Origin of the sequence: Sinisalibacter lacisalsi (assembly GCF_014640115.1) — a bacterium.
Taxonomy (GTDB): Bacteria; Pseudomonadota; Alphaproteobacteria; order Rhodobacterales; family Rhodobacteraceae; genus Sinisalibacter; species Sinisalibacter lacisalsi.
On record NZ_BMGI01000001.1, the window covers coordinates 280,430 to 301,717 of the forward strand.

A 21,288-nucleotide genomic window follows, 5' to 3' on the forward strand; every position below is an offset into this window, starting at 1 on the left:
CCCAATTGAAGCGCCTATTTCCCTAGGCAAAAACTGGCGAAGATTTCGTCGAGCACGTTCTCAACATCTACACGACCAACCAGTGAATCAAGAGCCCTGATCGCCGACCAAAGCTCTTCCGCCGCGAGTTCTGACCTCTCGGCCCCGAAGGATATCTGAGTCCGAGCCGCTACAAGACCATCGCACGCCCGCGAAATCGCCGAAGCGTGGCGCGCCCGGATCGCGGTTCCGGCATTTGACGCCCGATTCTCCAGGGCCTTTTGTATACGCCCCACCAGTTCCCCGACACCGTAACCTGTGAGCCCCGAAACGCCGAAGCCATTTACGCCCAGATCGGCCTTGCCCGAAACAACGATGTCGTCCGTCACCGGATCCAATCCCAGATCGGCGCCATCGCCTGCCGTCAGGAACACTCGAAGGTCAGCCCCCCGAGCACGCTCCAAAGCCCGCCGGATCCCGATCTCCTCGATCTTGTCCTCCGCCTCCCTGAGGCCGGCCGTATCAAGCACGGTCACAGGAAGCCCGCCAAGATCCATGCGGACTTCGATCACATCCCGGGTCGTGCCCGCAACCTCCGACGTGATCGCGGCTTCTCGACCGGCCAGGGCGTTCAACAACGTCGATTTTCCCACGTTCGGGGGCCCGACGATTGCAACCTCGAACCCCTCCCGGATGCGTTCCGCGATGCCCACCCCAGCTTTCTCGCGTTCGAGCGACGCAAGAACCCCGTCGATCAACTCCAGGACCTCCGGGCTCACATCGACGGGCACATCCTCGTCAACGAAGTCGATCGTTGCTTCAAGAAGCGCCACGGCCCGCACCAGCGCCTTGCGCCAGGCTTCAGCCTTGGTTCCAAGCTCGCCCGACAACACCCGGTAAGCCTGCGCGCGTTGAACTTCTGTTTCGGCCTCGATGAGATCAGCCAGCCCCTCGACCTGCGCCAGGTCCAGCCTGTCGTTCTCCAGCGCCCGGCGGGTGAACTCGCCCGGCTCGGCCATGCGTAACCCTTCGAGCTTTGACAGCGCCCCGGTCACTGCATCGATTACCGCAAGCGATCCATGAACCTGGAATTCCACGACCGGCTCGCCGGTGAAGCTTTTTCCCTCGTCGAAATTGAGCACGAGCGCTTCATCCAGTGCGGCACCATCGGCATTGCGGAGGGTGCGAACACCGCGCACCTCGGGCAACTTCCCGCATAACGCGGCCGCCGCGCTTGGTGCCGAGGCCCCCGAGATACGGACGATAGCCACACCCGCTTTTCCCCGAGCGGTCGCAAGGGCGAAAATCGTATCCATCACTGCACCCGTCGCGCCTTGCCCCGGGTCACGCGTTCATCGAATCGAAGAACTCCGTGTTGTTCTTGGTCTGCTTCAGCTTCGAGATCAGGAATTCCACCGCGTCGGTGGTTCCCATCGGGTTCAGGATGCGGCGCAAGACATAGGTTTTCTGCAGATCCTTCGGCGAGACCAGAAGCTCTTCCTTCCGCGTGCCCGATTTAAGGATGTCAATGGCCGGGAAGATCCGCTTGTCGGAGACCTTCCGATCAAGCACCAGCTCGCTGTTGCCGGTGCCCTTGAATTCTTCAAAGATCACCTCATCCATCCGGCTGCCGGTATCGATCAGAGCCGTCGCGATGATGGTGAGCGATCCGCCTTCCTCGATGTTCCTGGCCGCACCGAAAAATCGCTTCGGCCGTTGAAGCGCGTTGGCGTCAACGCCGCCGGTCAAAACCTTGCCAGAAGACGGAACCACCGTGTTGTAGGCGCGCCCGAGCCGGGTGATCGAATCGAGCAGGATCACGACATCACGCTTGTGTTCCACCAGCCGCTTGGCCTTCTCGATCACCATCTCTGCAACGGCCACGTGCCGCGTTGCCGGCTCGTCGAAGGTCGAGGACACGACCTCGCCCTTCACCGACCGCTTCATGTCCGTCACCTCTTCCGGCCGCTCGTCGATCAGAAGCACGATCAGGTAGCACTCGGGGTGATTCAACGCGATAGATTGCGCGATGTTCTGCAACAGCACCGTCTTACCCGTGCGCGGCGGGGCCACGATCAACGACCGCTGGCCCTTCCCGATCGGGGCCACCAGGTCGATGATCCGGGCCGATCTGTCCTTGATCGTCGGGTCCTCGATTTCCAGCGTGAACCGCTCATCCGGGTGCAGCGGCGTGAGGTTATCGAATGCCACCTTGTGACGCGCAACTTCCGGATCGGTGAAGTTGATCTTCTCGACGTTGGTGATCGCGAAGTAATTCTCGTTGTCGCCGGGGGCGGAAATCACGCCTTCGACCGTATCGCCTGTCCGCAAGGAATGCTTCCGGATCATTTCCGGCGACATGTAGATATCGTCCGGTCCGGGAAGGTAATTCGCCTCGGGCGACCGCAGGAAACCGAACCCGTCCTGCAGCACTTCCAGAACGCCCTCGCCACCGATCTCCCAGCCGTCCTCCGCGCGCTCCTTGAGGATCGAGAACATCATCTCGCCCTTGCGCATCGTCGAGGCGTTCTCGATCTCGAGATCCTCGGCCATAGCTAGCAGATCCTTGGGGCTTTGCGCCTTGAGATCGGAAAGATTCAAACGTTCTGACATTGGAGCACCCATTGACGGCGCGCTTGACGCTGTCTGATTTGAAAAGGGAAACAGATGGGCCGGACGGCCCTCTGAATCCGGCTTCTAGAACGCCAGGCCTAGCGAGTCAATCAGCGTCAGAATTTCACGATGACCGCGAAAACGATGATCAGCATCAGGATCGTCGGAAACTCGTTCATCATCCGGTAGCGTCGACCGGGAAGAGCATTGGTGCCGGCCACGAAATCCTTGCGACGCGCCGCCAGCCACATGTGGAACCATGTCATCAGGATGACCGAGATGCCCTTCGCATAGGGCCAGACCGCACTCCAATCTATGATCCCCGGCGTGAAGACCAGCATGAGCCCAAACACCCAGGCCGCGATCAGCGACGGGTTCATGATGGCTTTCAGCAGCCGCCGCTCCATGGTTTGAAACATCTCGTCGGTCGCCGAACCTGGCGTGACCTGTTCGACGTGGTAGACGAACAGCCTCGGCAGATAGAACAATCCCGCCATCCAGGTGATGATCGCGATCACGTGGAGCGATTTCGACCACGGATAGAAGGTAGCCAGCCAATCCATCATGTTCTCAGCCTTTTCCTGACGATCCGAGGTCTCCTTACAATAAATAAGATATAAAGGAATAGAGTGGTTGTTTCTTTAGAGCCTGTGGAGTTTGGGGATTAATTGGATATCCACAGATCCTTCCCCATCTGACAAAAACCACGGGATGAACAATGCGCGGAAGTTCTTCAAAATACCACATATAAATCAATATGTTAAGAAATAGTGGCAGACGAGTCCCGCAATTTTTGACCGAGCCAACAGCCCTGTCCACATCTACCGGGAAACCCCGTCCACAGTGCAGGAAAGACGGTGGAGCCAAGGGCGAAGGCCCGGTCTTTCCACAGTGCCCCAGAACGCGCTAGGTTCACCCCTACCGCCCCCCGGAACACACCACAGATATCCACAGGCATATCGACATGACCAAGCGCCTCATTCTGGCATCCGCGTCGGAGGTCCGCGCCGTGCTCCTGCGCAACGCGGGACTCGATATCGAAGTCAAACCGGCACGGATCGACGAACCGGCCATCCGTGTCGGACTGGAACTCGAAAACGCATCGCCGAGGGACGTTGCGGACACCTTGGCGGAATTCAAGGCGAGGAAGGTTTCGGGCGCCGATCCGGATGCGCTCGTCCTCGGCTGCGACCAGGTGGCGGAGCTGGACGGGACCATCCTTGAAAAGCCCGACTCGAAGGAAACCGCGGTCTTCCAACTGCACAACCTGTCCGGGCAAACCCACCGGCTGCTTTCGGCCGCGGTTGTCTACGAAGGTGGCGAGCCGAAATGGCGGCACGTGGGCGTTGTTCGCCTGACGATGCGCCAGCTCTCGGACGCCTATATCGAGGATTACGTTGCCCGGAACTGGGAAAGCATCCGCCATTCGGTGGGCGCATACAAGCTGGAGGAGGAAGGCGTGCGCATGTTCTCGCGCATCGACGGCGACTACTTCACCGTTTTGGGCCTGCCGCTGATGGAGCTCTTGTCTTTCCTCATCAACACGGGCGAAGTGAGGGTATGACCAAAGGTCCGATCCCCCTCGCAGGTGTTCTTCAGGCGGCTGACAAGCCCAGCGCCGTCACCGCGCTTTACGATCACTGGCTGGCGGTGATGAACCTGCCGGGCCGATACGTGCCCCTCACCGTCGCGCCCGACGACCTTGGCGATGTGATCCGCCTCCTGCCGAAAGCCGGGTTCATCGGTTTGAACATAACCCGGCCCTACCAACGCCGCGTGCTCGACCACGCCGATATCATCACGGACCGGGCGGCGCTGATGTCGGGCGCGAACACGATCATTTTCCGGCGCGACGGCAAGATTCACGCCGATAACACCGATGGCTACGGCTTCATCGAGAATATCCGCCAGGGCGCCCCCGGCTGGAACCCGAAATCCGGACCAACCGCGATTTTCGGAGCCGGACGAACGGCGCGCGAGGTGGTCACCGCCCTGCTCGAGGTCGGCGTCGAGGAAATCCGGATTGCCAACCGCACCCGGGCCCGGGCTGAGGCGCTGCGCTCGGAATTCGGCACCCGGCTGGTGGTGACCGATTGGGTCAAGGCGGGCAATATGCTCGAAGGCGCGGCGACGGTTGTGAACACAACGCCGCTTGGCTCGGCCGGCCATCCGGAACTGCGGGTGCCCCTCGACGGCCTCACGCCCGGCGCGGTGGTGAATGATCTCGTCGTCTCCCAAGCGCCGACCCGACTGCTGCAGGCCGCGATCGAAGGCGGGTGCTACCCGGTCGATGGTGTGGGCATGGTGCTGTACCAGGCCGCCCCCGCTTTCGAGCGGTGGTATGGCACGCGGCCCGAGGTGGACGAGCGCGCGCGTGAAGTCACGACGGCCGCGTTCAGCGAATGAAAGCGCCATTCGTCATCGGGCTCACCGGATCCATCGGCATGGGCAAGACAACGACGGCACAGATGTTTGCCGAGGCCGGCATCCCGGTCTGGGATGCTGACGCGGCGGTGCATCGCCTCTACGCCGCCGGCGGTCCCGCCGTCGAGCCGATCAAGGTGCTTTGCCCCGAGGCCGTCATCGACGGCGCGGTTGATCGAACGGCGCTGAAGACCTGGATCAAGCGGGATTCAACCGCGTTGCCGCGGATCGAGGCCATTGTGCACCCTCTCGTGGGTGCTGATCGCAGCCAGTTTCTTGCCGACACCGAGGCCGAGATCGTGGTTGTCGATGTGCCGTTACTCTTTGAGACCGGGGCACAGGACATGGTGGATGCAACCGTCGTGGTCAGCGCGCCCGCTGACGTTCAGCGCGAACGGGTTCTTGAGCGGGGCACGATGGACCCTGAGACGTTCGAGAATATCCTCGCCAAGCAGGTTCCCGATGCGGAGAAACGCGCGATGGCCGATTACGTGATCGAGACGACCTCGGTTGAACAGGCAAGAACACAAGTGCAGGCTGTGCTTGAAGACATCAGGGAGAAGCTGGCGAATGCGTGAAATCGTGCTCGACACCGAAACCACCGGGTTCGACCCGAGGACGGGTGACCGGATGGTCGAGATCGGGGCCGTCGAACTGTTCAACCACATGCCCACGGGCCGAACCTTCCATCAATACATCAACCCCGAACGCGACGTTCCACAATCGGCCTTCGAGGTGCATGGCCTATCCGCCGAATTCCTGCGCGATTACCCGGTGTTTCGCGAGATCGCGCTGTCGTTCCTGGATTTCATCGGCGACGCTCCCCTCGTGATCCACAACGCGAAGTTCGATGTGCCATTCCTGAATGCGGAACTCGAATGGTGCAAACACCCGATCATCCCGATGGATCGCGCGATCGACACGCTCGAGATCGCCCGCAAGCGGTTTCCCGGCTCCCCGGCCTCGCTGGACGCGCTTTGCCGCCGGTTCGGAATCGATAATTCGCACCGCACGCTGCACGGCGCGCTACTGGACAGCGAAATCCTGGCCGAAGTTTATCTTGAACTGATCGGCGGTCGTCAGCCTGATCTGGTGCTCGGCCATGGCAGTTCGGCGCAAAGCTCAAGCCGCGTTGCACAGGCTGAAGACTGGCGACCGCGTCCGAGACAGAAGAAGCTCGAGCCACGGATCACGCAAGAAGAAGCCGCTGCCCACGCGGCCTTTGTCGAGGCGATGGGCAACGGCGCGATCTGGAAGAAGTTCCCGATCAGTTAGCGGGGGTTTCGGGCTTCTCCGCGGCGGCACGGCGCGCGATTTCCTGGCGGTAGAGAGCCAGGAAATCCACGCTGTCGAGGTTCACCGGCGGGAAGCCTCCGTCGCGCGTCACGTCCGATACGATCCGACGCACGAAGGGAAACAGGAGCCGCGGACATTCGATCAGCAGGAACGGATGAAGCTGCGCTTCGGGAACATTCTCCACGTGGAACACGCCGGCATAATCCAGTTCCAGCAGGAACAAGGGATCATCCGAGCCCTGGTTTGTCGAATTCACCTTGAACTTGGTGATCACCTCGTACTGGTTGTCGGCCGTTCGCTTCTTCGCATCGAGGGCAACCTCAACCTTGATTTCCGGTTTGACCTCACCCTGCGCACCCTTTTGCGCAAGAATGTTCTCGAACGACATATCGCGGATAAACTGAGCAAGAACCTGCATCTTGACGGGGTTCTGCTGGCCTTGGGCTTCTGCATTGCCGGCGGCGGGGGCCTCTTCGGACATGGACATCTCCTGGGTTCACGAATTCCCGACTCCCTTAGCAGGTCATCCGGAAACCGACAATGCAGGGCAGCCCTAGTGCTTGGTCCAACCCGATGGGCCGCGGGTAACATCATGGGTCGGCCGTTTCGTCTCCGAAACATCCTTGAACTCACCGTCGATCACATCACCGCCACCATCGCGTTCGAAAGGATCAGTGGGGTGGTCGGGCCCCATGGTGAAACTCTGCACCCGAACGCGCTCCCGGACTTTCCGGAATACCCAGCGGCGGACAGGCGGAAGAAGAAGAGCAAAACCGAGCCCGTCGGTGAAAAACCCGGGCGTGAGCAGAAGCGCCCCGGAAAACAGGATCATCGCCCCATGCGCCAGCGGTTCGGTGGGATCTCCGAGCGCCTCGAAAGATCGGCGAAGGTCGTTCAGGGCCATCACACCCTGTTGGCGCACCAGCCACGACCCAAGCACGGCGGTGGCCACCACGATGGCAAGGGTCCACCCAAGGCCGATCAAGCCCCCGACCTCGATGAAAAGGGCGATTTCGATCAACGGAACGACGATGAACAGAAACAAAAGCAGCATGACAACCTCTTGAAGGTAGATCGGTGGAGTGGACTTGCCCCCACCGCTTGCCTACATATGTGACAACCGCGCGGATATTCCACCCGCGCATTCAAACGAGGTGTTCATGTCATCCCCCGTGATCCAGCTACTGGTGCTCGCCGCCATCGCGATTTTTCTCATTATTCGGCTGCGCGACGTGCTTGGCACGCGCGAGGGCTTCGAAAAACCGGCCGTAACGAAAACGGCCGATCCCCGCGACGAGAAGCGTGGACAATTCCAGGTGATCGAGGGTGGTCCTGACGCGGATATCACCGATCACGTTCCCGATGGCAGTCCGGCGGCAAAGGCTCTGACGGCGATGAAGGCGGCGGAGCCGAGCTTCAATGTGGGCGAGTTTCTCGGTGGCGCCCGCGGCGCCTACGAGATGATCCTGATGGCGTTCGAAGCCGGCGATCTCGCGAAGATCCGCCCTTTCCTCGCCGATGATGTTTACGAATCCTTCGCTGCCGTCGTGGAAGCGCGCGCCGAAAAAGGCCTGACGATCGAAGCCGATTTCGTCGGTTTGCGGGAGCTCAAGCTGCTGGATGCCGAATTCGACCCGGCCACCAACGAAGGCGAAGTCACCGTCCGCTTCCTCGGCGAGCTGACTTCCGTTGTCCGCGACAAATCGGGCGAGATCGTCGAGGGCAACCCCAAGGAAGTGAAGCGTCAGAAGGATGTCTGGACGTTTGGGCGCATCATGGGCTCGGACAACCCGAACTGGCTTCTCGTCGCCACGGGCGGGTAACATGTTTCGGCGTGTCGGCCTGGCTCTCGGGTTCGGCCTGTTGATGGCCGGGCCGGTCGCGGCCGGGCTGGACGACGCCGATTTGACGATCCTCCAGTTTTCGCAGCTCAACGGTTGGGCCGAAGACGATCACGTCCAGGCGCTTGCCGTTTTCGAAGAAACCTGTGCGCTGCTCAACGATCCACAATGGCGGCCGATCTGCGCCATCGCCGCGGCCCATGACGGGCCGGCGCGCAGCTTCTTCGAGCTGTTCTTCCGCCCGGTCCTTGTCGAGGACGGCACCCCTGGCCTTTTCACCGGCTACTACGAGCCGGAAATCCGCGGCTCGCGCACCAGAACATCGCGCTATCGGCACCCGGTCTACCGCAAGCCAACGGATCTGCCCTCCGATGTTCAATGGTATTCACGTGAAGCTATCGAGCGCGATCACGTTCTTGAGGGCCGCGGGCTCGAGATCGCGTGGGTGGAAGACCCGGTCGAGCTTCAGTTCCTCCAGATCCAGGGATCGGGACGAATTCGCCTGCCTGACGGATCCGCGATCAGGCTTGGCTACAGCGGCCATAATGGTCACCCCTTCCGGTCACTGGCCGACGAGCTTGTGCGTCGTGGCGTCTATGACGTTCACCAGGTTTCGGCCCCGGTGATCCGGTCATGGGTGCGGCGGAACCCCGAAGAGGGCGAAGCGCTGCTTCATCATAACCCCTCCTATGTGTTCTTCAGGGAAGTGGGCCACGTGCCGGCGGATCGGGGACCGCTTGGCGCGATGAACCGCTCGATCACCGCGCACCGCACGCTTGCGGTCGATCCGGATTTCACCCCGCTGGGCGCTCCGGTCTGGATCGAGAAGGGCGGCGAGGGGCCGATGAATCGGCTGATGATCGCGCAAGACACCGGATCGCGCATCAAGGGCGCCCAGCGCGCGGATATTTTCTATGGAACCGGAGAAGACGCTGGCCGCGAGGCCGGCGGCATTCGCGATCCCGGCCGGATGGTCGTCCTCCTGCCGATCCAGCGTGCCTATGCGCTGAAGCCGGAGGGTTGACGCATGCCCCGCCGGAAACCACGCACCATTCGCCCCGAGGAAATCGAACTCTGGAGCAAGGTGGTCGAACATGCGGTCCCGCTCCATCCGAAGCGGCCGTTGGCACCGGAAAGAAAACAGGCCCTGAACAAGCCAAAAGGCGCGTTTTCGCCCGTCCCGCGGTTTCAATTGGGCGAGGCTGCAAAGCCGCGTCCGCTATCCCATGATATCGCGCCCCCGATCCATGAACAGCTGGCCCAAACACCGGTCGCGATGGACCGCAAGCGTTTCACCCGAATGAAGAAAGGCCGGATTTCACCCGAGGCGCGGATTGACCTTCACGGCATGACAACCGCCCAGGCTCATCCCGCGCTGACGGGTTTCATCCTCGATGCCGTGGCTGACGGCCGCCGCCTCGTGCTCGTGATCACCGGAAAGGGCAAATCCAGGCCCGATGACGGCCCGATCCCCGAGCGCCATGGGGTCTTGCGTCACCAGGTTCCGCACTGGCTGCACACCGCCCCGCTGAAGGCCTATGTTCTCCAGATTTCCGACGCGCATGTGAAGCACGGCGGTCAAGGAGCCTACTACGTCTATCTCCGCCGCCGCCGTTAGAACGGCCCTGCGCCCACCTCGATCGTATCGGCATCGCGAACGGCCATGACCGAATCGGGCTGTTCGCTCATCGCTTCTGTGATCCCCTGCCCGAAACTGCCGGTAAAGGCGCGCATGTTGCCCATGATCTTCAGGAAGGCGGGCGAGGTGATCGCGGTGTCGTGGTTCAGAAGGCCCTTCGAGAAATCCGTCACGTCGACGACGTTGACATCGAGGTCGGAAAGCTCGCCATCCAGCTCGAGAGCGCCCACCCGGGTGTTGCCGTAGATCTCCGAAGCGGCGAAGCGCAAGACCCGGTCACGTTTGGAGGAAAAGACGACGAAAGGCTGCGGAACATCGCCGATGCGGCGCACCTGACCCCGGAACACGTCAATATCGATATCGGGCGAAACGAGGATCACGCCGTCGATCCTGCCGCGTGTCGACGCATCCCCCGCAATCGCGATCTCGCGCAGGGTTTCCATGATCAGCATCGAGCCCATCGAATGGCCGATGATCAAGACACCCTCCGCGCCGGCGGCGATCACCGAGCGGATCGTCGCCTTGAAGCCGTCGCGGGCGTAGAGCATCGAGTCACGGTCATAGCCATAGCGCAGCAGTTTTTCCGCGCTGGGCCAGGAGTAGTGCACCGGCACATCGTCAAGCCCGACGTCGGTGTAGAACTGCGAGAAACGAAATAGCCCGTCTTCATACCCGGTGTTGTAGCCGTGAACGAAAATCACGGCCCGCCGCCGGCCCGCTGGCCGGCTCATCAACTGCGCCCGAAGCTGGCTGCGAAATAGCGCCTCGCTCGGGAAGATCTCGTTGTTGAGCGTGGCGAAATGCTTGCGGGGATTCGCCCGGAACGACGGCAGGTTGAGCGTTCCCGCGCGGCGATCGGGCGGCACCGAGATATCGTAGCGCCCGAAGGAAAGCCCGTCGCCCCGCCCCGATCCGAGCGAGCCGTCACTCTTCAGATTCCGGCTGGAAACGACGAGGATCGGTGCGATCGTGCCCCCGGCGGTGTTCACGTCGTCAAGCGAGACCATGCGCGCGCCGCCGGCACAGGCCGAGAGCGCAAGGGTCGACGTGAGGGCAAGGCCGAATGTGCGGCGATTCATGGCGTATTATCCCGTTTCTTTTCGGCAGCGCTACGCCGGATTCCGTTATTCCGCTAGAGCATATACCGGCTTACGTCCGCGCTGCGCATCAATTCGCCGAGATTGGCTTCGACGAAGGCCTTGTCGACGATGATTTCCTCGCCGGACCGGTCCGGAGCGGTGTAGCTGAGCTCTTCAAACACCCGCTCCATGACGGTGTAGAGCCTGCGCGCGCCGATATTCTCGACGCTCTGGTTCACTTCCGCCGCAATGCCCGCGAGCGCGGCGATACCTTCGTCGGTGAAGCTCACCCGCACGGCTTCGGTTTCCATCAAGGCAGTGTATTGCAGCGTGAGGGCGTTGTCGGTTTCGGTCAGGATGCGCACGAAATCGTTTTCGGTCAGCGCGGTCAGTTCCACCCGGATCGGCAACCGCCCCTGCAACTCCGGCAACAGGTCAGACGGCTTGGCGGTGTGAAAGGCGCCCGAGGCGATGAACAGGATGTGGTCGGTCTTTACCGGCCCGTGCTTGGTGCTCACCGTGGTGCCCTCGATCAGCGGCAGGAGATCGCGTTGAACCCCTTCGCGGCTGACGTCGCCGCCGCGCACGTCGGCACGGGCACAGACCTTGTCGATCTCGTCGAGAAACACGATGCCGTTCTGCTCGACCGATTCGAGCGCGGCGCGGTTCACCGCCTCGTCATCGAGGAGTTTGTCGGCTTCCTCTGCGATCAGAATGTCATGGCTTTCGGAAACGGTCATCTTCCGCCGGACGGTGCGGCCGCCGAAGGCCTTGCCGAAAATATCCCCGAGCGAAATCATGCCCGCGCCCATCCCTGGCTGACCGGGCATGTCGAACATCGGCATCCCGCCGCCCGAGCTGTCCTGAACGTCCACCTCGATCTCGCGGTCATCAAGCTCGCCGGAAAGAAGTTTCTTGCGAAACATCTCGCGGGTCTGTTCGCGTGCGTCCGTCCCCGCGATCGCTTCGATCACGCGGTCCTCGGCATTGCGTTCCGCGGCGGCTTTCACATCCTCGCGCATCTGCGCCCTCGTCTGGATGATCGCCGCATCCACCAGATCGCGCACAATCTGCTCCACGTCGCGCCCGACATAGCCCACCTCGGTGAACTTCGTGGCTTCGACCTTGATGAAAGGCGCTTTCGCCAGCCGGGCGAGGCGGCGGGAAATCTCCGTCTTGCCCACGCCGGTCGGCCCGATCATCAGGATGTTTTTCGGATACACTTCTTCACGCAGCTCCGGTCCAAGCTGCTTGCGGCGCCAGCGGTTGCGCAGCGCAACCGCGACGGCGCGCTTGGCATCCTTCTGCCCGATGATGAAGCGATCGAGTTCGGAAACGATTTCCCGCGGGGTCAGATCGGTCATTTCGAGATGGTCTCCACGGTCAGATTTCCATTGGTATAGACACAGATATCGGCCGCGATCGCCATCGAGATGCGGGCGATCTCTTCGGCCGATTTGTCGCTTTCCATCAGCGCGCGGGCCGCCGCGAGCGCATAGTTTCCGCCCGAGCCGATCGCGGTGACATCGTGCTCGGGTTCAAGCACGTCGCCCGCCCCGGTGACGACATAAAGACCCGTGCCATCGGAAACGATCAGCATGGCTTCGAGGCGCCTCAGCAGCTTGTCGGTGCGCCAGTCCTTCGCAAGCTCGACGCAAGCGCGCGCGAGCTGCCCCGGGGATGCTTCGAGCTTTGCCTCCAGAAGTTCGAGAAGCGTGAAGGCATCGGCGGTGGAGCCCGCGAAACCGGCGATGATCTCGTGCCCACCGGGCTTGAGCCGCCGCACCTTGCGGGCGCTGCCCTTGATCACGGTCTGCCCCAGGCTCACCTGCCCGTCGCCGGCGATCACGACCTGGTCGCCCTTCTTCACCCCGATGATCGTGGTGCCATGCCAGCCGGGGAAATCCTTCTGCGCCATGCTGCCTCCTTGAATGCTCATCGCTATATGGCCCGGCTGGGTGGTGGCGACAACCTTTGGCGGCGGGCGAAGCCGACGAAGACCAGCCCGGACAGTGCGACTCCTTGGTGAAATCGTTGTCTATTTCGCCTTAATCGGCCCAACCCGCGAGGTTTTCCTCGACGATCTCCGTCATCATCCGGATATGGGCATCATCGTCGTTGAGGCAGGGAAGATAGGTGAACTCCTCGCCGCCAGCCTCGGTGAAACTCTCCTGGATTTCCTCGTTGATCTCTTCCAGCGTTTCGATGCAATCCGACGAGAAGGCGGGTGCGATCACGGCGATCCTTTTCTTGCCCGCCTCGGCGAGCCGGGCGACCTCTTCCACCGTGTATGGCTGCAGCCATTCCTCCGGCCCGAACTTGGATTGGAACGTGGTGACAACCCGGTCTTTCTCCCAGCCGAGCCGCTCGCGCAGAAGGCGCGTCGTCTTCTGGCACTGGCAGTGGTAGGGGTCGCCCTGGGTCAGATACCGCTTCGGCACGCCATGGTAGGAGCAGACCAGAACGTCCGGCGCCTGCCCCTCGCTCGGATAAACCCGCTCGACGGATTGGGCCAAAGCCTCGATGTAGCTTTCCCGGTCATAATAGGCGGGCACCGTTCGCGCTGCGGGCTGCCAGGTTTCTTCCATCAGGGCGCGAAAGAACTGGTCGTTCGCGGTGGCCGTCGTGGGCCCGGAATAGTGCGGGTAGAGCGGGAAAAACAAGATCCTGGTGCACCCGGCCTTGACCATCTCGGCAACCTTCGACCTGGTCGAGGGATTGCCGTAACGCATCGCGAAATCCACCATCACCTTGTCGCCAAACCGCTTTTCGAGGGAGTCGCGCAGCTTTGCCGTCTGCGCCTTCGTGATCGTCATCAGCGGGCTTTCACCAAGCTCATGGTTCCAGATCGACTTGTAGTTCGCGCCCGAGCGGAACGGGCGAATCGTCAGGATGATGCCCTGAAGGATCGGCTGCCATTTCCACTTCGGGTAGTCGATCACGCGCTGGTCGGACAGGAATTCGCCCAGATACCTGCGCATCGACCAGTAATCGTAATTGTCCGGGGTGCCGAGGTTGGCGATGAGCACGCCGATCTTCTCCTCGGGAATCGCGGGGTGGTCGACGGGCATATGGGTGGTGTCGCGCATGTCCTGGCTCTCTTGCTGGGTCGGTTCGTGATAACCTGCCCTCGGTTACGGTCAATCGGGCAAATCGGTTTGTTTTGCGCCAAGCGCATCGGCGAGCCGCGTGGTGGCCGATCCGGGCTTGAGCGGTTTTTGCTGGCTTTCGTGTGGCGCCCAGCCGGTGAGAAAGATCAACTCGAACGTCGCAAAAACCCGACCACCCTCACCAAAGGCGTTTTCATAGGCTTCGACGACCCGGTCGAAATACCCCGGCGGGGTTTTCGTCGCACGGTCGGCCAGCGCATTGCCCTCTCCCATCGCGCGCAGATCGTGCATCAGCGCCATCGCGTCGGCGTAAGACACCTTTTTCAACAGGCTGTCGGCGACGGGGAGGGCCAGCCCGGCCATTTGCAGGATCTGACCCAGATCGCGGATCTCGCCCATCGGCAGGACGCGCGGCGATAATCCGTTGCTGAGCGCAGCCTCGGTTTCCGCGAGAACCGCGCGAAGTTCATGCAGGGTCTGCCCACCAAGCGTGACGCCGACGAACAGCCCGTCTGGTTCGAGCGCCTGGTGGCATTGGAACACCTGCGTGACCGGATCGTTCGCCCAATGCAGCGAAAGGCCGTGGATCACCACGTCATGCGCGCCGGGCTCCAGCGTCAGCAGTTCGTCGTCGGGCACAATCCGCGCATCCGGAAAGGCCGCGCGCCACGGATCGGGAAAACCGGTCACCACGGCCGGTCGCGTAAACCTTCTGTTAACCAGTTCGAGGCGATCCTTGACCTCGTCGGCGGCGATCTCGTGCAGAAACATGCCCTCGGGCCGCGCCCGGGCGCGGATCAATTTCAGGCGGTCAGGATCGACGAGATTGGCCATGGCGCGGACCATAGAAGGACAAGGCCGAAATGCAATCGCCCCTCGCCATCCTCTACCCGCCGCAATGCGTCAGCTGCGGGGTCACGATTGCCGACGATCACGGTTTATGCGGCAAGTGCTGGGCACAGACCCCGTTCATCACCGGCCATGTCTGCGACCGCTGCGGTGCGCCCCTGCCGGGTGAAAGCGACGGCGAGGTCGATCTCTGCGATGATTGTATGCAGATCGCCCGGCCATGGGCGCGCGGGCGGGCGGCGCTGATCTATACCGGCAACGCCCGGCGCATCGTGCTGCAGATCAAGCTGTCGGACCGGCTTGATCTGGTGCCATCGGCGGCGGGCTGGATGGTGCGGGCCGGGCGCGAGATTCTATCGGGTGATGCGTTGCTGGTGCCGATCCCGGCGCATTGGACGCGGGTTTTCACGCGGCGTTACAATCAGGCATCCGAGTTGGCCCGCGCCATCGCGCGCCAGACCGGCCTCGAGGCGGCCCCCACCGCGCTGGTCCGCCCCCACCGCACGGAAAAGCAGGAAGGCAAGGGGATCGACGGCCGGTTTGCCAACGTCCGGGGCGCCATTCGGCGCCATCCGAAACGCGCAGCGCTGCTGAAGGGGCGCCGGATCGTTCTGATCGACGATGTGATGACATCCGGCGCCACGCTCGCGGCCGCCGCCGAAGCCTGCCTGGAGGCCGGTGCAGCGGATGTTGCAACGCTGACACTGGCGCGCACGGTGAAGGATGCCTAGATTGCCCTGCAACGGCGCGATGCCCGCGCCATCAGGGAAAAAGAGATGCAACCGGTTACGATCTACACCACGCCTTATTGCGGCTTCTGCATAGCCGCCAAGCGACTCCTCAACAAGAAGGGCGTCGATTTCAACGAGATCGACGTCAGCCACGATCCTGAGCTTCGTCAGGAAATGATGCAGAAATCGGGCCGCCACACCGTGCCGCAGATCTGGATCGGCGAAGTGCACGTGGGCGGCTTCGACGAGATGAGCGATCTCGAGAGGCGCGGCAAACTCGATCCGCTGCTGCAAGGCTGAATGCGCGCGGGCCTCGTCCAGCTCACGTCGGGAACTGACCCGGCGGAGAACCTGCCGACGACGGTTGCGCATGTTCGAGAGGCCGCGGCTCGGGGGGCAGAGCTGGTTCTGACCCCGGAGGTGACGAATATCGTTTCGTCCGACCGGGCACACCAGGCGCGTGTTCTCACCAGCGAGGCGGAGGATATCACCCTTGCCGCCTTGCGGGATGAAGCTCGCGCGCTGGGCATCTGGCTGCTGATCGGCTCGCTCGCGCTCAAGACGGACGATCCCGATGGCCGCTTCGCCAACCGCTCGCTGTTGATTTCGCCGGGCGGCGAGATCGCCGCGCGCTACAACAAGATCCACATGTTCGACGTGGAGATCTCGCCCAGCGAGCGCTACCGCGAAAGCGCCGGCTACCGGCCCGGCACGCGGGCCGTCGTTGCCGACACGCCGCTCGCCCGCATCGGCCTCACCATCTGCTACGATCTGCGTTTTCCGCACCTCTACCGCCGACTCGCGCAAGCCGGCGCGCAGATTCTCACCGTCCCCTCGGCGTTTTCGCCGGTCACGGGGGCCGCACATTGGGAAAGCCTGCTGCGCGCCCGGGCGATCGAGACGGGCTGTTTCGTGCTGGCGCCGGCGCAAACCGGCGCGCACGGGCCGAAACGCGCGACGCATGGCCATTCACTCGCGGTTTCGCCCTGGGGCGAGGTTCTCGCGGACGGCGGAACAGACCCGGGCGTCACACTGGTTGATTTAGATCTCGCGCAGGTGGAACATGCGCGCCAACGCATCCCGTCTCTCGATCACGAACGGGAATTCGAAGGGCCTTGAATGTCAGACCACGCGGAAAGCCTGTCGGTTGCGCTGTTCAGCGAGATGTTCATGGCTGATCAGCTCGCGCGCACGGCGCTGTCGAAGGTGTTGCCGAAGGGCATGGAGCTTAGCCATTTCTCGGTGCTGAACCATCTTGCCCATGTCGCCGAGCCGAAAAGCCCGGCGCAGCTCGCCCGCACATTTCACGTCACCCGCGGGGCGATGACCAACACGCTTGGCAAGCTCGAATGGGCGGGGCACGTGCACATTCACCCCGATTGGGACGATGCCCGGCGAAAGCTTGTCACCATCAGCCCGGCAGGGCGAAAGGCGCGCGACACTGCGCTTTCCGCGATTGCCCCGATCATCGCCGACGTGGTCGAGAAGATCGGCCCCGACAAGGTGCGCGCGGCGCTCCCGGTCTTGCGCGAAATCCGCGCGCGATTTGACGAACACACCTGAAACAGGCTCTGTTCTTGCGCGATTCAGGCCGGGCGCAGGCTGGTCGTCACGTAGTTTACGCTCAGATCACGGGCCGAGATCGACCAGCTCCAGGTGACCGGGTTGAACACGAAGCCCTTCTTGTCGACCTGCCGCAGCCCCGCGCGGGTGATCAGCTCTTCAAGCTCCGCCGGGGTAATGAACTTGTGCCAGTCATGGGTGCCCACCGGCAACCAGCGCATCACCCGTTCGGCGCCGACGATGGCGACCATGAAGCTCTTGGGGTTGCGGTTGATGGTGGAGGCGATCATCAGCCCGCCGGGCTTGAGCAAGTTGTGGCATGCGGTGAGATAGTCTATCGGGCTTGCCACGTGCTCGACGACTTCCATGTTGAGCACCGCATCGAATTGTTCGCCCGCCTCCGCCATGGCTTCCGCCGTCGTGTGGCGGTAATCGATCTCGAGCCCCGATTGCTCGGCATGAACCTGGGCCACCGGAATATTGCGCTCGGCCGCGTCCGCGCCCACAACCTCGGCGCCGAGACGGGCCATCGGCTCCGAAAGCAGACCACCGCCGCAGCCGATATCGAGTATGCGCAGGCCCTTGAACGGCAGGCTGTCGGACAGATCGCGGGCAAATTCGGCGGCGATCTGGTTGGTGATGTAGTCGAGCCGCACCGGGTTCATCATGTGCAGCGGCTTGAACTTTCCGGTCGGATCCCACCACTCCGCCGCCATCGCCTCGAATTTGGCAACTTCGCTCGGATCGACGGTTGATTGCACGTCTGGCATCGGTTTCCCTTTCTCGTGGCGGTCGTCTTGGCCGCGTTATATAGGTTCTGCATGAACATCGCCGCAGGAAAAAACAGCGCAGGCACGCTCTACCCCGGTCGCGAGCCTTTCCGTCGCCACATGCTCGAGGTGGGCGAGGGGCATACGCTCTACGTCGAGGAGGTCGGTCGCCCCGACGGAATTCCCGTCGTCGTGTTTCACGGCGGCCCGGGCGGCGGCTGCTCGCCCGCGATGCGACGCTTCTTCGATCCCGACAAGTATCGCGTGATCCTGTTCGACCAGCGCGGCTGCGGGCGCTCGCGCCCTCATGCCACGGTCAAGGCCAACACAACCTGGCATCTCTTGCGCGATATCGAACATATCCGCGTTACGCTCGGCATTGATCGCTGGATCGTTTTCGGCGGCAGCTGGGGCGCGACGCTTTCTCTGGTCTATGCCCAGGCGCATCCTTCCCGCGTCGCCTGGCTGGTGCTGCGCGGGGTGTTTCTCGCCACCCGGGCAGAGCTGGACTGGTTCTATGGCGGCGGCGCAGGGCAGTTCTGGCCGGATCTCTGGGAGCGCTTCCTCTCGCCCATCCCCGAAGACGAGCGCGGCGACGTGATCGGGGCTTATCACAAACGGTTGTTTTCCGGTGACCGGGCGATGGAAGTGACCCATGCCAAGGCTTGGGCCGCCTGGGAAAACGCGCTGGCTTCGATCGACAACGACGGTGCACTGATCGACAGCCCGGCGGACTACGCGCTCGCGTTCGCGCGGATCGAAAACCATTATTTCAAGAACCTGGCCTTCCTCGACGAGAGCCAGCAGATCCTCCCGAACATGCTGAAGATCGCCCATATTCCGGGCACGATCGTGCAAGGCCGGCACGACATGATCTGCCCCCCGTCCTCGGCCTGGACCTTGCACAAATCCTGGCCCACGAGCGATCTGCGCATCGTGCCCAAGGCAGGGCATGCGGTGAGCGAACCCGGGATCGCGGCGGAGCTGGTGCGCACGATGGACAAGCTCGGCCGGCAGCGGGAGACGCTGGGGCTTTAGCATTTCCCTTGCAGACTCGCGCCAACCGCCCTATATGCCCTTCAACAGCGGCGCTTCGGCTTCCAACCCCGAGGCTCCACCGGGAAAGATCGACGGGCCGCGCGCCCGTTTTTTTGTGCTTGGAGAGACCGTGACCGACCTGGTTGCAAAAACTGCCATCGACCAGAAGCTGGCCGAGATCGTCCGTCCCCTGATCGAGGGGATGGGCTTCGAGTTGGTGCGCCTGCGGCTGATGGGGGGCAATACGCCCACGCTCCAGATCATGGCCGAGAAGCCCGAAGGCGGCATCGAGGTGGACGATCTGGCCGCGATCAGCACTGCGCTGGGCGCTCTGCTCGACGTGGAAGACCCGATCGTCGACAATTATACGCTCGAGGTTTCGAGCCCCGGCATTGATCGGCCGCTCACGCGGTTGAAGGATTTCGCTGCCTGGAACGGCTATGTCGCCCGGATCGAAACCAGCGAACTGATCGACGGACGCAAGCGATTCAAGGGTGTGCTGGCCGGAACGGACGGCGACGAGGTTCTGATCGAGATCGAAGACGGCGGCGAGCCGGTGACCATCGGGTTGACCTTCGATCTTCTTGCCGACGCCAAGCTTCTGCTCACCGATGAGCTGATCCGCGAGACCCTGCGCCAGCGCAAACACGCGAGCGAAATCGACGAAACGCTCTATGATGAAATCCTGACCGACAGTTCTGAGGAGGACTGACACATGGCAATTACCTCTGCCAACCAGCTCGAGCTTCTGCAGACCGCCGAGGCGGTGGCGCGCGAGAAGATGATCGACCCCGGTCTCGTGATCGAGGCGATGGAAGAGAGCCTCGCGCGGGCCGCCAAGAGCCGTTACGGCGCCGAGATGGACATTCGCGTGTCGATCGACCGCAAGACCGGCCGCGCCAGCTTCACCCGGGTGCGCACCGTGGTCGAGGATGAAGCGCTGGAAAACTACCAGGCCGAGCTGACCGTGGAGCAGGCCAGGCAATATCTCGACGATCCGAAGGTGGGCGACACCATCGTCGAAGAGGTTCCGCCCGTCGAGATGGGCCGGATCGCCGCCCAGAGCGCCAAGCAGGTGATCCTGCAGAAGGTGCGCGAGGCCGAGCGGGATCGCCAGTACGAGGAATTCAAGGATCGGGCCGGCACGATCATCAACGGCGTGGTCAAGCGCGAGGAATACGGCAACATCATCGTTGACGTGGGCGCGGGCGAAGCCATCCTGCGCCGCAACGAGAAGATCGGCCGCGAGAGCTACCGCCCGAACGACCGGATCCGTTGCTTCGTGAAAGACGTGCGCCGCGAAACCCGCGGGCCGCAGATCTTCCTCAGCCGCACCGCGCCCGAGTTCATGGCCGAGCTGTTCAAGATGGAAGTTCCGGAGATCTACGACGGCATCATCGAGATCAAGGCCGTGGCCCGCGATCCCGGAAGCCGCGCGAAGATCGCCGTTGTGAGCTACGACAGCTCGATCGACCCGGTCGGCGCCTGCGTCGGTATGCGCGGCTCGCGCGTGCAGGCCGTGGTGAACGAGCTTCAGGGCGAAAAGATCGACATCATCCCGTGGAACGAGGATGTGCCCACTTTCCTCGTCAATGCCCTGCAGCCCGCCGAGGTTGCGAAGGTGGTGTTCGACGAGGATGCCGGAAAGATCGAGGTGGTCGTGCCCGACGAGCAGCTTTCGCTCGCCATCGGCCGTCGCGGCCAGAACGTGCGCCTCGCGTCGCAGCTTACCGGGCTCGATATCGACATCCTCACCGAGGAAGAAGAAAGCGCCCGTCGCCAGGCCGAGTTCGCCGAGCGGACGAAGCTGTTCATGGACACGCTTGATCTCGACGAATTCTTTGCCCAGCTTCTCGTGGCCGAAGGCTTCACCTCGCTCGAAGAGGTGGCTTATGTCGATGTTGACGAGCTTCTGGTGATCGACGGTGTCGACGAAGACACTGCCAACGAGCTTCAGGCCCGCGCCCGCGATTACCTCGAGGAGCAGAACCGCAAGGCGCTGGATCATGCCCGCGAGCTTGGGGTCGAGGACAGCCTCGTGAACTTCGAGGGCCTCACGCCGCAGATGATCGAGGCCCTGGCGGAAGATGGCGTGCTTACGCTGGAAGATTTCGCCACCTGCGCCGACTGGGAGCTGGCCGGGGGCTGGACAACGGTTGACGGTGAGCGGGTCAAGGATGACGGCCTTCTCGAAAAGTTCGATGTGAACCTTGAGGAAGCGCAGAATCTCGTGATGACCGCCCGGGTGCTGCTTGGGTGGGTCGATCCCGCCGATCTTGTGGAAGAAGGCGAAGCCGAAGACGCGGACGCAACCGAAGAGGAGGCCGGAGCCTGATCTCAGGCTCCGGGCAAGGCC

General features: G+C 62.5%; 25 protein-coding genes. 14 read left to right on the top strand and 11 right to left on the bottom strand.

Annotation, left to right across the window (positions count from 1 at the left end; all coding sequences use genetic code 11):
- Positions 1-14: 14 nt before the first annotated feature.
- From mnmE to IEW01_RS01280, 3 genes are all read right to left on the bottom strand, one after another.
- Positions 15-1,295 carry a tRNA uridine-5-carboxymethylaminomethyl(34) synthesis GTPase MnmE gene (gene mnmE, locus IEW01_RS01270; protein WP_188525788.1) on the bottom strand — a complete coding sequence of 427 codons (1,281 nt, stop codon included), beginning with the start codon at positions 1,293-1,295 and terminating at the stop codon, positions 15-17.
- 28 nt (positions 1,296-1,323) lie between these two features.
- Positions 1,324-2,592: a transcription termination factor Rho gene (gene rho / locus IEW01_RS01275; protein ID WP_188525789.1), complete on the bottom strand. Its 1,269-nt coding sequence runs from the start codon at positions 2,590-2,592 to the stop codon at positions 1,324-1,326.
- Positions 2,593-2,708: 116 nt separating this feature from the next.
- The gene (locus tag IEW01_RS01280; protein WP_188525790.1) at positions 2,709-3,158 is read right to left on the bottom strand and encodes a CopD family protein; all 450 of its coding nucleotides are present in this window, start codon (positions 3,156-3,158) and stop codon (positions 2,709-2,711) included.
- 398 nt (positions 3,159-3,556) lie between these two features.
- On the opposite strand from IEW01_RS01280, the gene IEW01_RS01285 reads away from it, so the two are divergent.
- The 4 genes from IEW01_RS01285 to dnaQ are packed head-to-tail and all read left to right on the top strand — an operon-like array spanning position 3,557 to position 6,291.
- The gene (locus tag IEW01_RS01285) at positions 3,557-4,156 is read left to right on the top strand and encodes a Maf family protein (protein WP_188525791.1); all 600 of its coding nucleotides are present in this window, start codon (positions 3,557-3,559) and stop codon (positions 4,154-4,156) included.
- The gene (locus IEW01_RS01290; protein WP_188525792.1) at positions 4,153-4,998 is read left to right on the top strand and encodes a shikimate dehydrogenase; all 846 of its coding nucleotides are present in this window, start codon (positions 4,153-4,155) and stop codon (positions 4,996-4,998) included. Before IEW01_RS01285 ends, IEW01_RS01290 begins: the two co-directional genes overlap by 4 nt.
- Entirely contained in the window at positions 4,995-5,594 is a 600-nt protein-coding gene (gene coaE, locus IEW01_RS01295) for a dephospho-CoA kinase (protein ID WP_188525793.1), read from the top strand. Before IEW01_RS01290 ends, coaE begins: the two co-directional genes overlap by 4 nt.
- Positions 5,587-6,291: a DNA polymerase III subunit epsilon gene (gene dnaQ / locus IEW01_RS01300; RefSeq protein WP_188525794.1), complete on the top strand. Its 705-nt coding sequence runs from the start codon at positions 5,587-5,589 to the stop codon at positions 6,289-6,291. The genes coaE and dnaQ overlap by 8 nt, the downstream gene beginning before the upstream one ends.
- On the opposite strand, the gene secB is transcribed toward dnaQ, so the two are convergent.
- Positions 6,284-6,793, bottom strand: coding sequence for a protein-export chaperone SecB (secB, locus tag IEW01_RS01305; RefSeq protein WP_438810805.1), 510 nt, complete (start codon positions 6,791-6,793; stop codon positions 6,284-6,286). The genes dnaQ and secB overlap by 8 nt on opposite strands.
- 72 nt (positions 6,794-6,865) lie before the next feature.
- On the bottom strand, positions 6,866-7,366 hold the full coding sequence (locus IEW01_RS01310) for an FxsA family protein (protein WP_188525796.1): 501 nt from the start codon (positions 7,364-7,366) through the stop codon (positions 6,866-6,868).
- 106 nt (positions 7,367-7,472) lie between these two features.
- On the opposite strand from IEW01_RS01310, the gene IEW01_RS01315 reads away from it, so the two are divergent.
- From IEW01_RS01315 to IEW01_RS01325, 3 genes are read left to right on the top strand one after another with little or no spacing between them, the layout of a single operon-like run.
- Positions 7,473-8,135, top strand: a complete 663-nt coding sequence (locus tag IEW01_RS01315; RefSeq protein WP_188525797.1) for a Tim44/TimA family putative adaptor protein — start codon at positions 7,473-7,475, stop codon at positions 8,133-8,135.
- A gap of 1 nt (position 8,136) precedes the next feature.
- On the top strand, positions 8,137-9,177 hold the full coding sequence (gene mltA / locus IEW01_RS01320) for a murein transglycosylase A (protein ID WP_188525798.1): 1,041 nt from the start codon (positions 8,137-8,139) through the stop codon (positions 9,175-9,177).
- A gap of 3 nt (positions 9,178-9,180) precedes the next feature.
- Positions 9,181-9,771 carry a Smr/MutS family protein gene (locus IEW01_RS01325; protein ID WP_188525799.1) on the top strand — a complete coding sequence of 197 codons (591 nt, stop codon included), beginning with the start codon at positions 9,181-9,183 and terminating at the stop codon, positions 9,769-9,771.
- Here IEW01_RS01325 and IEW01_RS01330 read toward each other — a convergent pair.
- The 5 genes from IEW01_RS01330 to IEW01_RS01350 form a co-directional block, all read right to left on the bottom strand.
- Positions 9,768-10,871, bottom strand: coding sequence for an alpha/beta hydrolase (locus tag IEW01_RS01330; RefSeq protein ID WP_188525800.1), 1,104 nt, complete (start codon positions 10,869-10,871; stop codon positions 9,768-9,770). The genes IEW01_RS01325 and IEW01_RS01330 overlap by 4 nt on opposite strands.
- A gap of 53 nt (positions 10,872-10,924) precedes the next feature.
- Positions 10,925-12,235 carry an ATP-dependent protease ATPase subunit HslU gene (hslU, locus tag IEW01_RS01335; protein ID WP_188525801.1) on the bottom strand — a complete coding sequence of 437 codons (1,311 nt, stop codon included), beginning with the start codon at positions 12,233-12,235 and terminating at the stop codon, positions 10,925-10,927.
- On the bottom strand, positions 12,232-12,789 hold the full coding sequence (gene hslV, locus IEW01_RS01340) for an ATP-dependent protease subunit HslV (RefSeq protein WP_188525802.1): 558 nt from the start codon (positions 12,787-12,789) through the stop codon (positions 12,232-12,234). The genes hslU and hslV overlap by 4 nt, the downstream gene beginning before the upstream one ends.
- Before the next feature lie 130 nt (positions 12,790-12,919).
- Positions 12,920-13,960 (bottom strand): ferrochelatase, encoded by a 1,041-nt coding sequence (hemH, locus tag IEW01_RS01345; protein ID WP_188525803.1) that lies wholly within the window; start codon positions 13,958-13,960, stop codon positions 12,920-12,922.
- A gap of 51 nt (positions 13,961-14,011) precedes the next feature.
- Positions 14,012-14,815, bottom strand: a complete 804-nt coding sequence (locus tag IEW01_RS01350; RefSeq protein WP_188525804.1) for a methyltransferase domain-containing protein — start codon at positions 14,813-14,815, stop codon at positions 14,012-14,014.
- 29 nt (positions 14,816-14,844) lie between these two features.
- On the opposite strand from IEW01_RS01350, the gene IEW01_RS01355 reads away from it, so the two are divergent.
- Genes IEW01_RS01355 through IEW01_RS01370 form a run of 4 tightly spaced genes read left to right on the top strand, consistent with a single transcriptional unit; the run spans position 14,845 to position 17,124 of the window.
- Positions 14,845-15,561, top strand: a complete 717-nt coding sequence (locus tag IEW01_RS01355; RefSeq protein ID WP_188525805.1) for a double zinc ribbon domain-containing protein — start codon at positions 14,845-14,847, stop codon at positions 15,559-15,561.
- Positions 15,562-15,606: 45 nt separating this feature from the next.
- Entirely contained in the window at positions 15,607-15,861 is a 255-nt protein-coding gene (grxC, locus tag IEW01_RS01360) for a glutaredoxin 3 (RefSeq protein ID WP_188525806.1), read from the top strand.
- Entirely contained in the window at positions 15,862-16,680 is an 819-nt protein-coding gene (locus IEW01_RS01365; RefSeq protein ID WP_188525807.1) for a carbon-nitrogen hydrolase family protein, read from the top strand. It abuts the gene before it with no gap.
- Positions 16,681-17,124 (top strand): MarR family winged helix-turn-helix transcriptional regulator, encoded by a 444-nt coding sequence (locus IEW01_RS01370; RefSeq protein ID WP_188525808.1) that lies wholly within the window; start codon positions 16,681-16,683, stop codon positions 17,122-17,124.
- A gap of 23 nt (positions 17,125-17,147) precedes the next feature.
- On the opposite strand, the gene ubiG is transcribed toward IEW01_RS01370, so the two are convergent.
- Positions 17,148-17,894, bottom strand: a complete 747-nt coding sequence (gene ubiG, locus IEW01_RS01375; RefSeq protein ID WP_188525809.1) for a bifunctional 2-polyprenyl-6-hydroxyphenol methylase/3-demethylubiquinol 3-O-methyltransferase UbiG — start codon at positions 17,892-17,894, stop codon at positions 17,148-17,150.
- A gap of 51 nt (positions 17,895-17,945) precedes the next feature.
- Here ubiG and pip point away from each other — a divergent pair, with 51 nt between their 5' ends.
- The 3 genes from pip (at position 17,946) to nusA (ending at position 21,267) form a co-directional block, all read left to right on the top strand.
- Positions 17,946-18,932 (top strand): prolyl aminopeptidase, encoded by a 987-nt coding sequence (pip, locus tag IEW01_RS01380; protein ID WP_188525810.1) that lies wholly within the window; start codon positions 17,946-17,948, stop codon positions 18,930-18,932.
- Positions 18,933-19,062: 130 nt separating this feature from the next.
- Positions 19,063-19,644, top strand: a complete 582-nt coding sequence (rimP, locus tag IEW01_RS01385) for a ribosome maturation factor RimP (RefSeq protein WP_188525811.1) — start codon at positions 19,063-19,065, stop codon at positions 19,642-19,644.
- Positions 19,645-19,647: 3 nt separating this feature from the next.
- Positions 19,648-21,267 carry a transcription termination factor NusA gene (gene nusA, locus IEW01_RS01390; RefSeq protein WP_188525812.1) on the top strand — a complete coding sequence of 540 codons (1,620 nt, stop codon included), beginning with the start codon at positions 19,648-19,650 and terminating at the stop codon, positions 21,265-21,267.
- Positions 21,268-21,288: the final 21 nt, after the last annotated feature.

Bases quoted from the DNA above. Each gene is read 5' to 3' on its own strand.
- secB (WP_438810805.1), bottom strand. From the start codon at position 6,793: ATGTCCGAAGAGGCCCCCGCCGCCGGCAATGCAGAAGCCCAAGGCCAG.
- IEW01_RS01280 (WP_188525790.1), bottom strand. From the start codon at position 3,158: ATGATGGATTGGCTGGCTACCTTCTATCCGTGGTCGAAATCGCTCCAC.
- rho (WP_188525789.1), bottom strand. From the start codon at position 2,592: ATGTCAGAACGTTTGAATCTTTCCGATCTCAAGGCGCAAAGCCCCAAG.
- pip (WP_188525810.1), top strand. From the start codon at position 17,946: ATGAACATCGCCGCAGGAAAAAACAGCGCAGGCACGCTCTACCCCGGT.
- IEW01_RS01310 (WP_188525796.1), bottom strand. From the start codon at position 7,366: ATGCTGCTTTTGTTTCTGTTCATCGTCGTTCCGTTGATCGAAATCGCC.
- hslV (WP_188525802.1), bottom strand. From the start codon at position 12,789: ATGGCGCAGAAGGATTTCCCCGGCTGGCATGGCACCACGATCATCGGG.
- hslU (WP_188525801.1), bottom strand. From the start codon at position 12,235: ATGACCGATCTGACCCCGCGGGAAATCGTTTCCGAACTCGATCGCTTC.
- mnmE (WP_188525788.1), bottom strand. From the start codon at position 1,295: ATGGATACGATTTTCGCCCTTGCGACCGCTCGGGGAAAAGCGGGTGTG.
- ubiG (WP_188525809.1), bottom strand. From the start codon at position 17,894: ATGCCAGACGTGCAATCAACCGTCGATCCGAGCGAAGTTGCCAAATTC.
- IEW01_RS01290 (WP_188525792.1), top strand. From the start codon at position 4,153: ATGACCAAAGGTCCGATCCCCCTCGCAGGTGTTCTTCAGGCGGCTGAC.
- hemH (WP_188525803.1), bottom strand. From the start codon at position 13,960: ATGCGCGACACCACCCATATGCCCGTCGACCACCCCGCGATTCCCGAG.
- coaE (WP_188525793.1), top strand. From the start codon at position 4,995: ATGAAAGCGCCATTCGTCATCGGGCTCACCGGATCCATCGGCATGGGC.
- IEW01_RS01365 (WP_188525807.1), top strand. From the start codon at position 15,862: ATGCGCGCGGGCCTCGTCCAGCTCACGTCGGGAACTGACCCGGCGGAG.
- IEW01_RS01330 (WP_188525800.1), bottom strand. From the start codon at position 10,871: ATGAATCGCCGCACATTCGGCCTTGCCCTCACGTCGACCCTTGCGCTC.
- IEW01_RS01350 (WP_188525804.1), bottom strand. From the start codon at position 14,815: ATGGCCAATCTCGTCGATCCTGACCGCCTGAAATTGATCCGCGCCCGG.
- IEW01_RS01285 (WP_188525791.1), top strand. From the start codon at position 3,557: ATGACCAAGCGCCTCATTCTGGCATCCGCGTCGGAGGTCCGCGCCGTG.
- IEW01_RS01315 (WP_188525797.1), top strand. From the start codon at position 7,473: ATGTCATCCCCCGTGATCCAGCTACTGGTGCTCGCCGCCATCGCGATT.
- grxC (WP_188525806.1), top strand. From the start codon at position 15,607: ATGCAACCGGTTACGATCTACACCACGCCTTATTGCGGCTTCTGCATA.
- IEW01_RS01355 (WP_188525805.1), top strand. From the start codon at position 14,845: ATGCAATCGCCCCTCGCCATCCTCTACCCGCCGCAATGCGTCAGCTGC.
- mltA (WP_188525798.1), top strand. From the start codon at position 8,137: ATGTTTCGGCGTGTCGGCCTGGCTCTCGGGTTCGGCCTGTTGATGGCC.
- nusA (WP_188525812.1), top strand. From the start codon at position 19,648: ATGGCAATTACCTCTGCCAACCAGCTCGAGCTTCTGCAGACCGCCGAG.
- dnaQ (WP_188525794.1), top strand. From the start codon at position 5,587: ATGCGTGAAATCGTGCTCGACACCGAAACCACCGGGTTCGACCCGAGG.
- IEW01_RS01325 (WP_188525799.1), top strand. From the start codon at position 9,181: ATGCCCCGCCGGAAACCACGCACCATTCGCCCCGAGGAAATCGAACTC.
- IEW01_RS01370 (WP_188525808.1), top strand. From the start codon at position 16,681: ATGTCAGACCACGCGGAAAGCCTGTCGGTTGCGCTGTTCAGCGAGATG.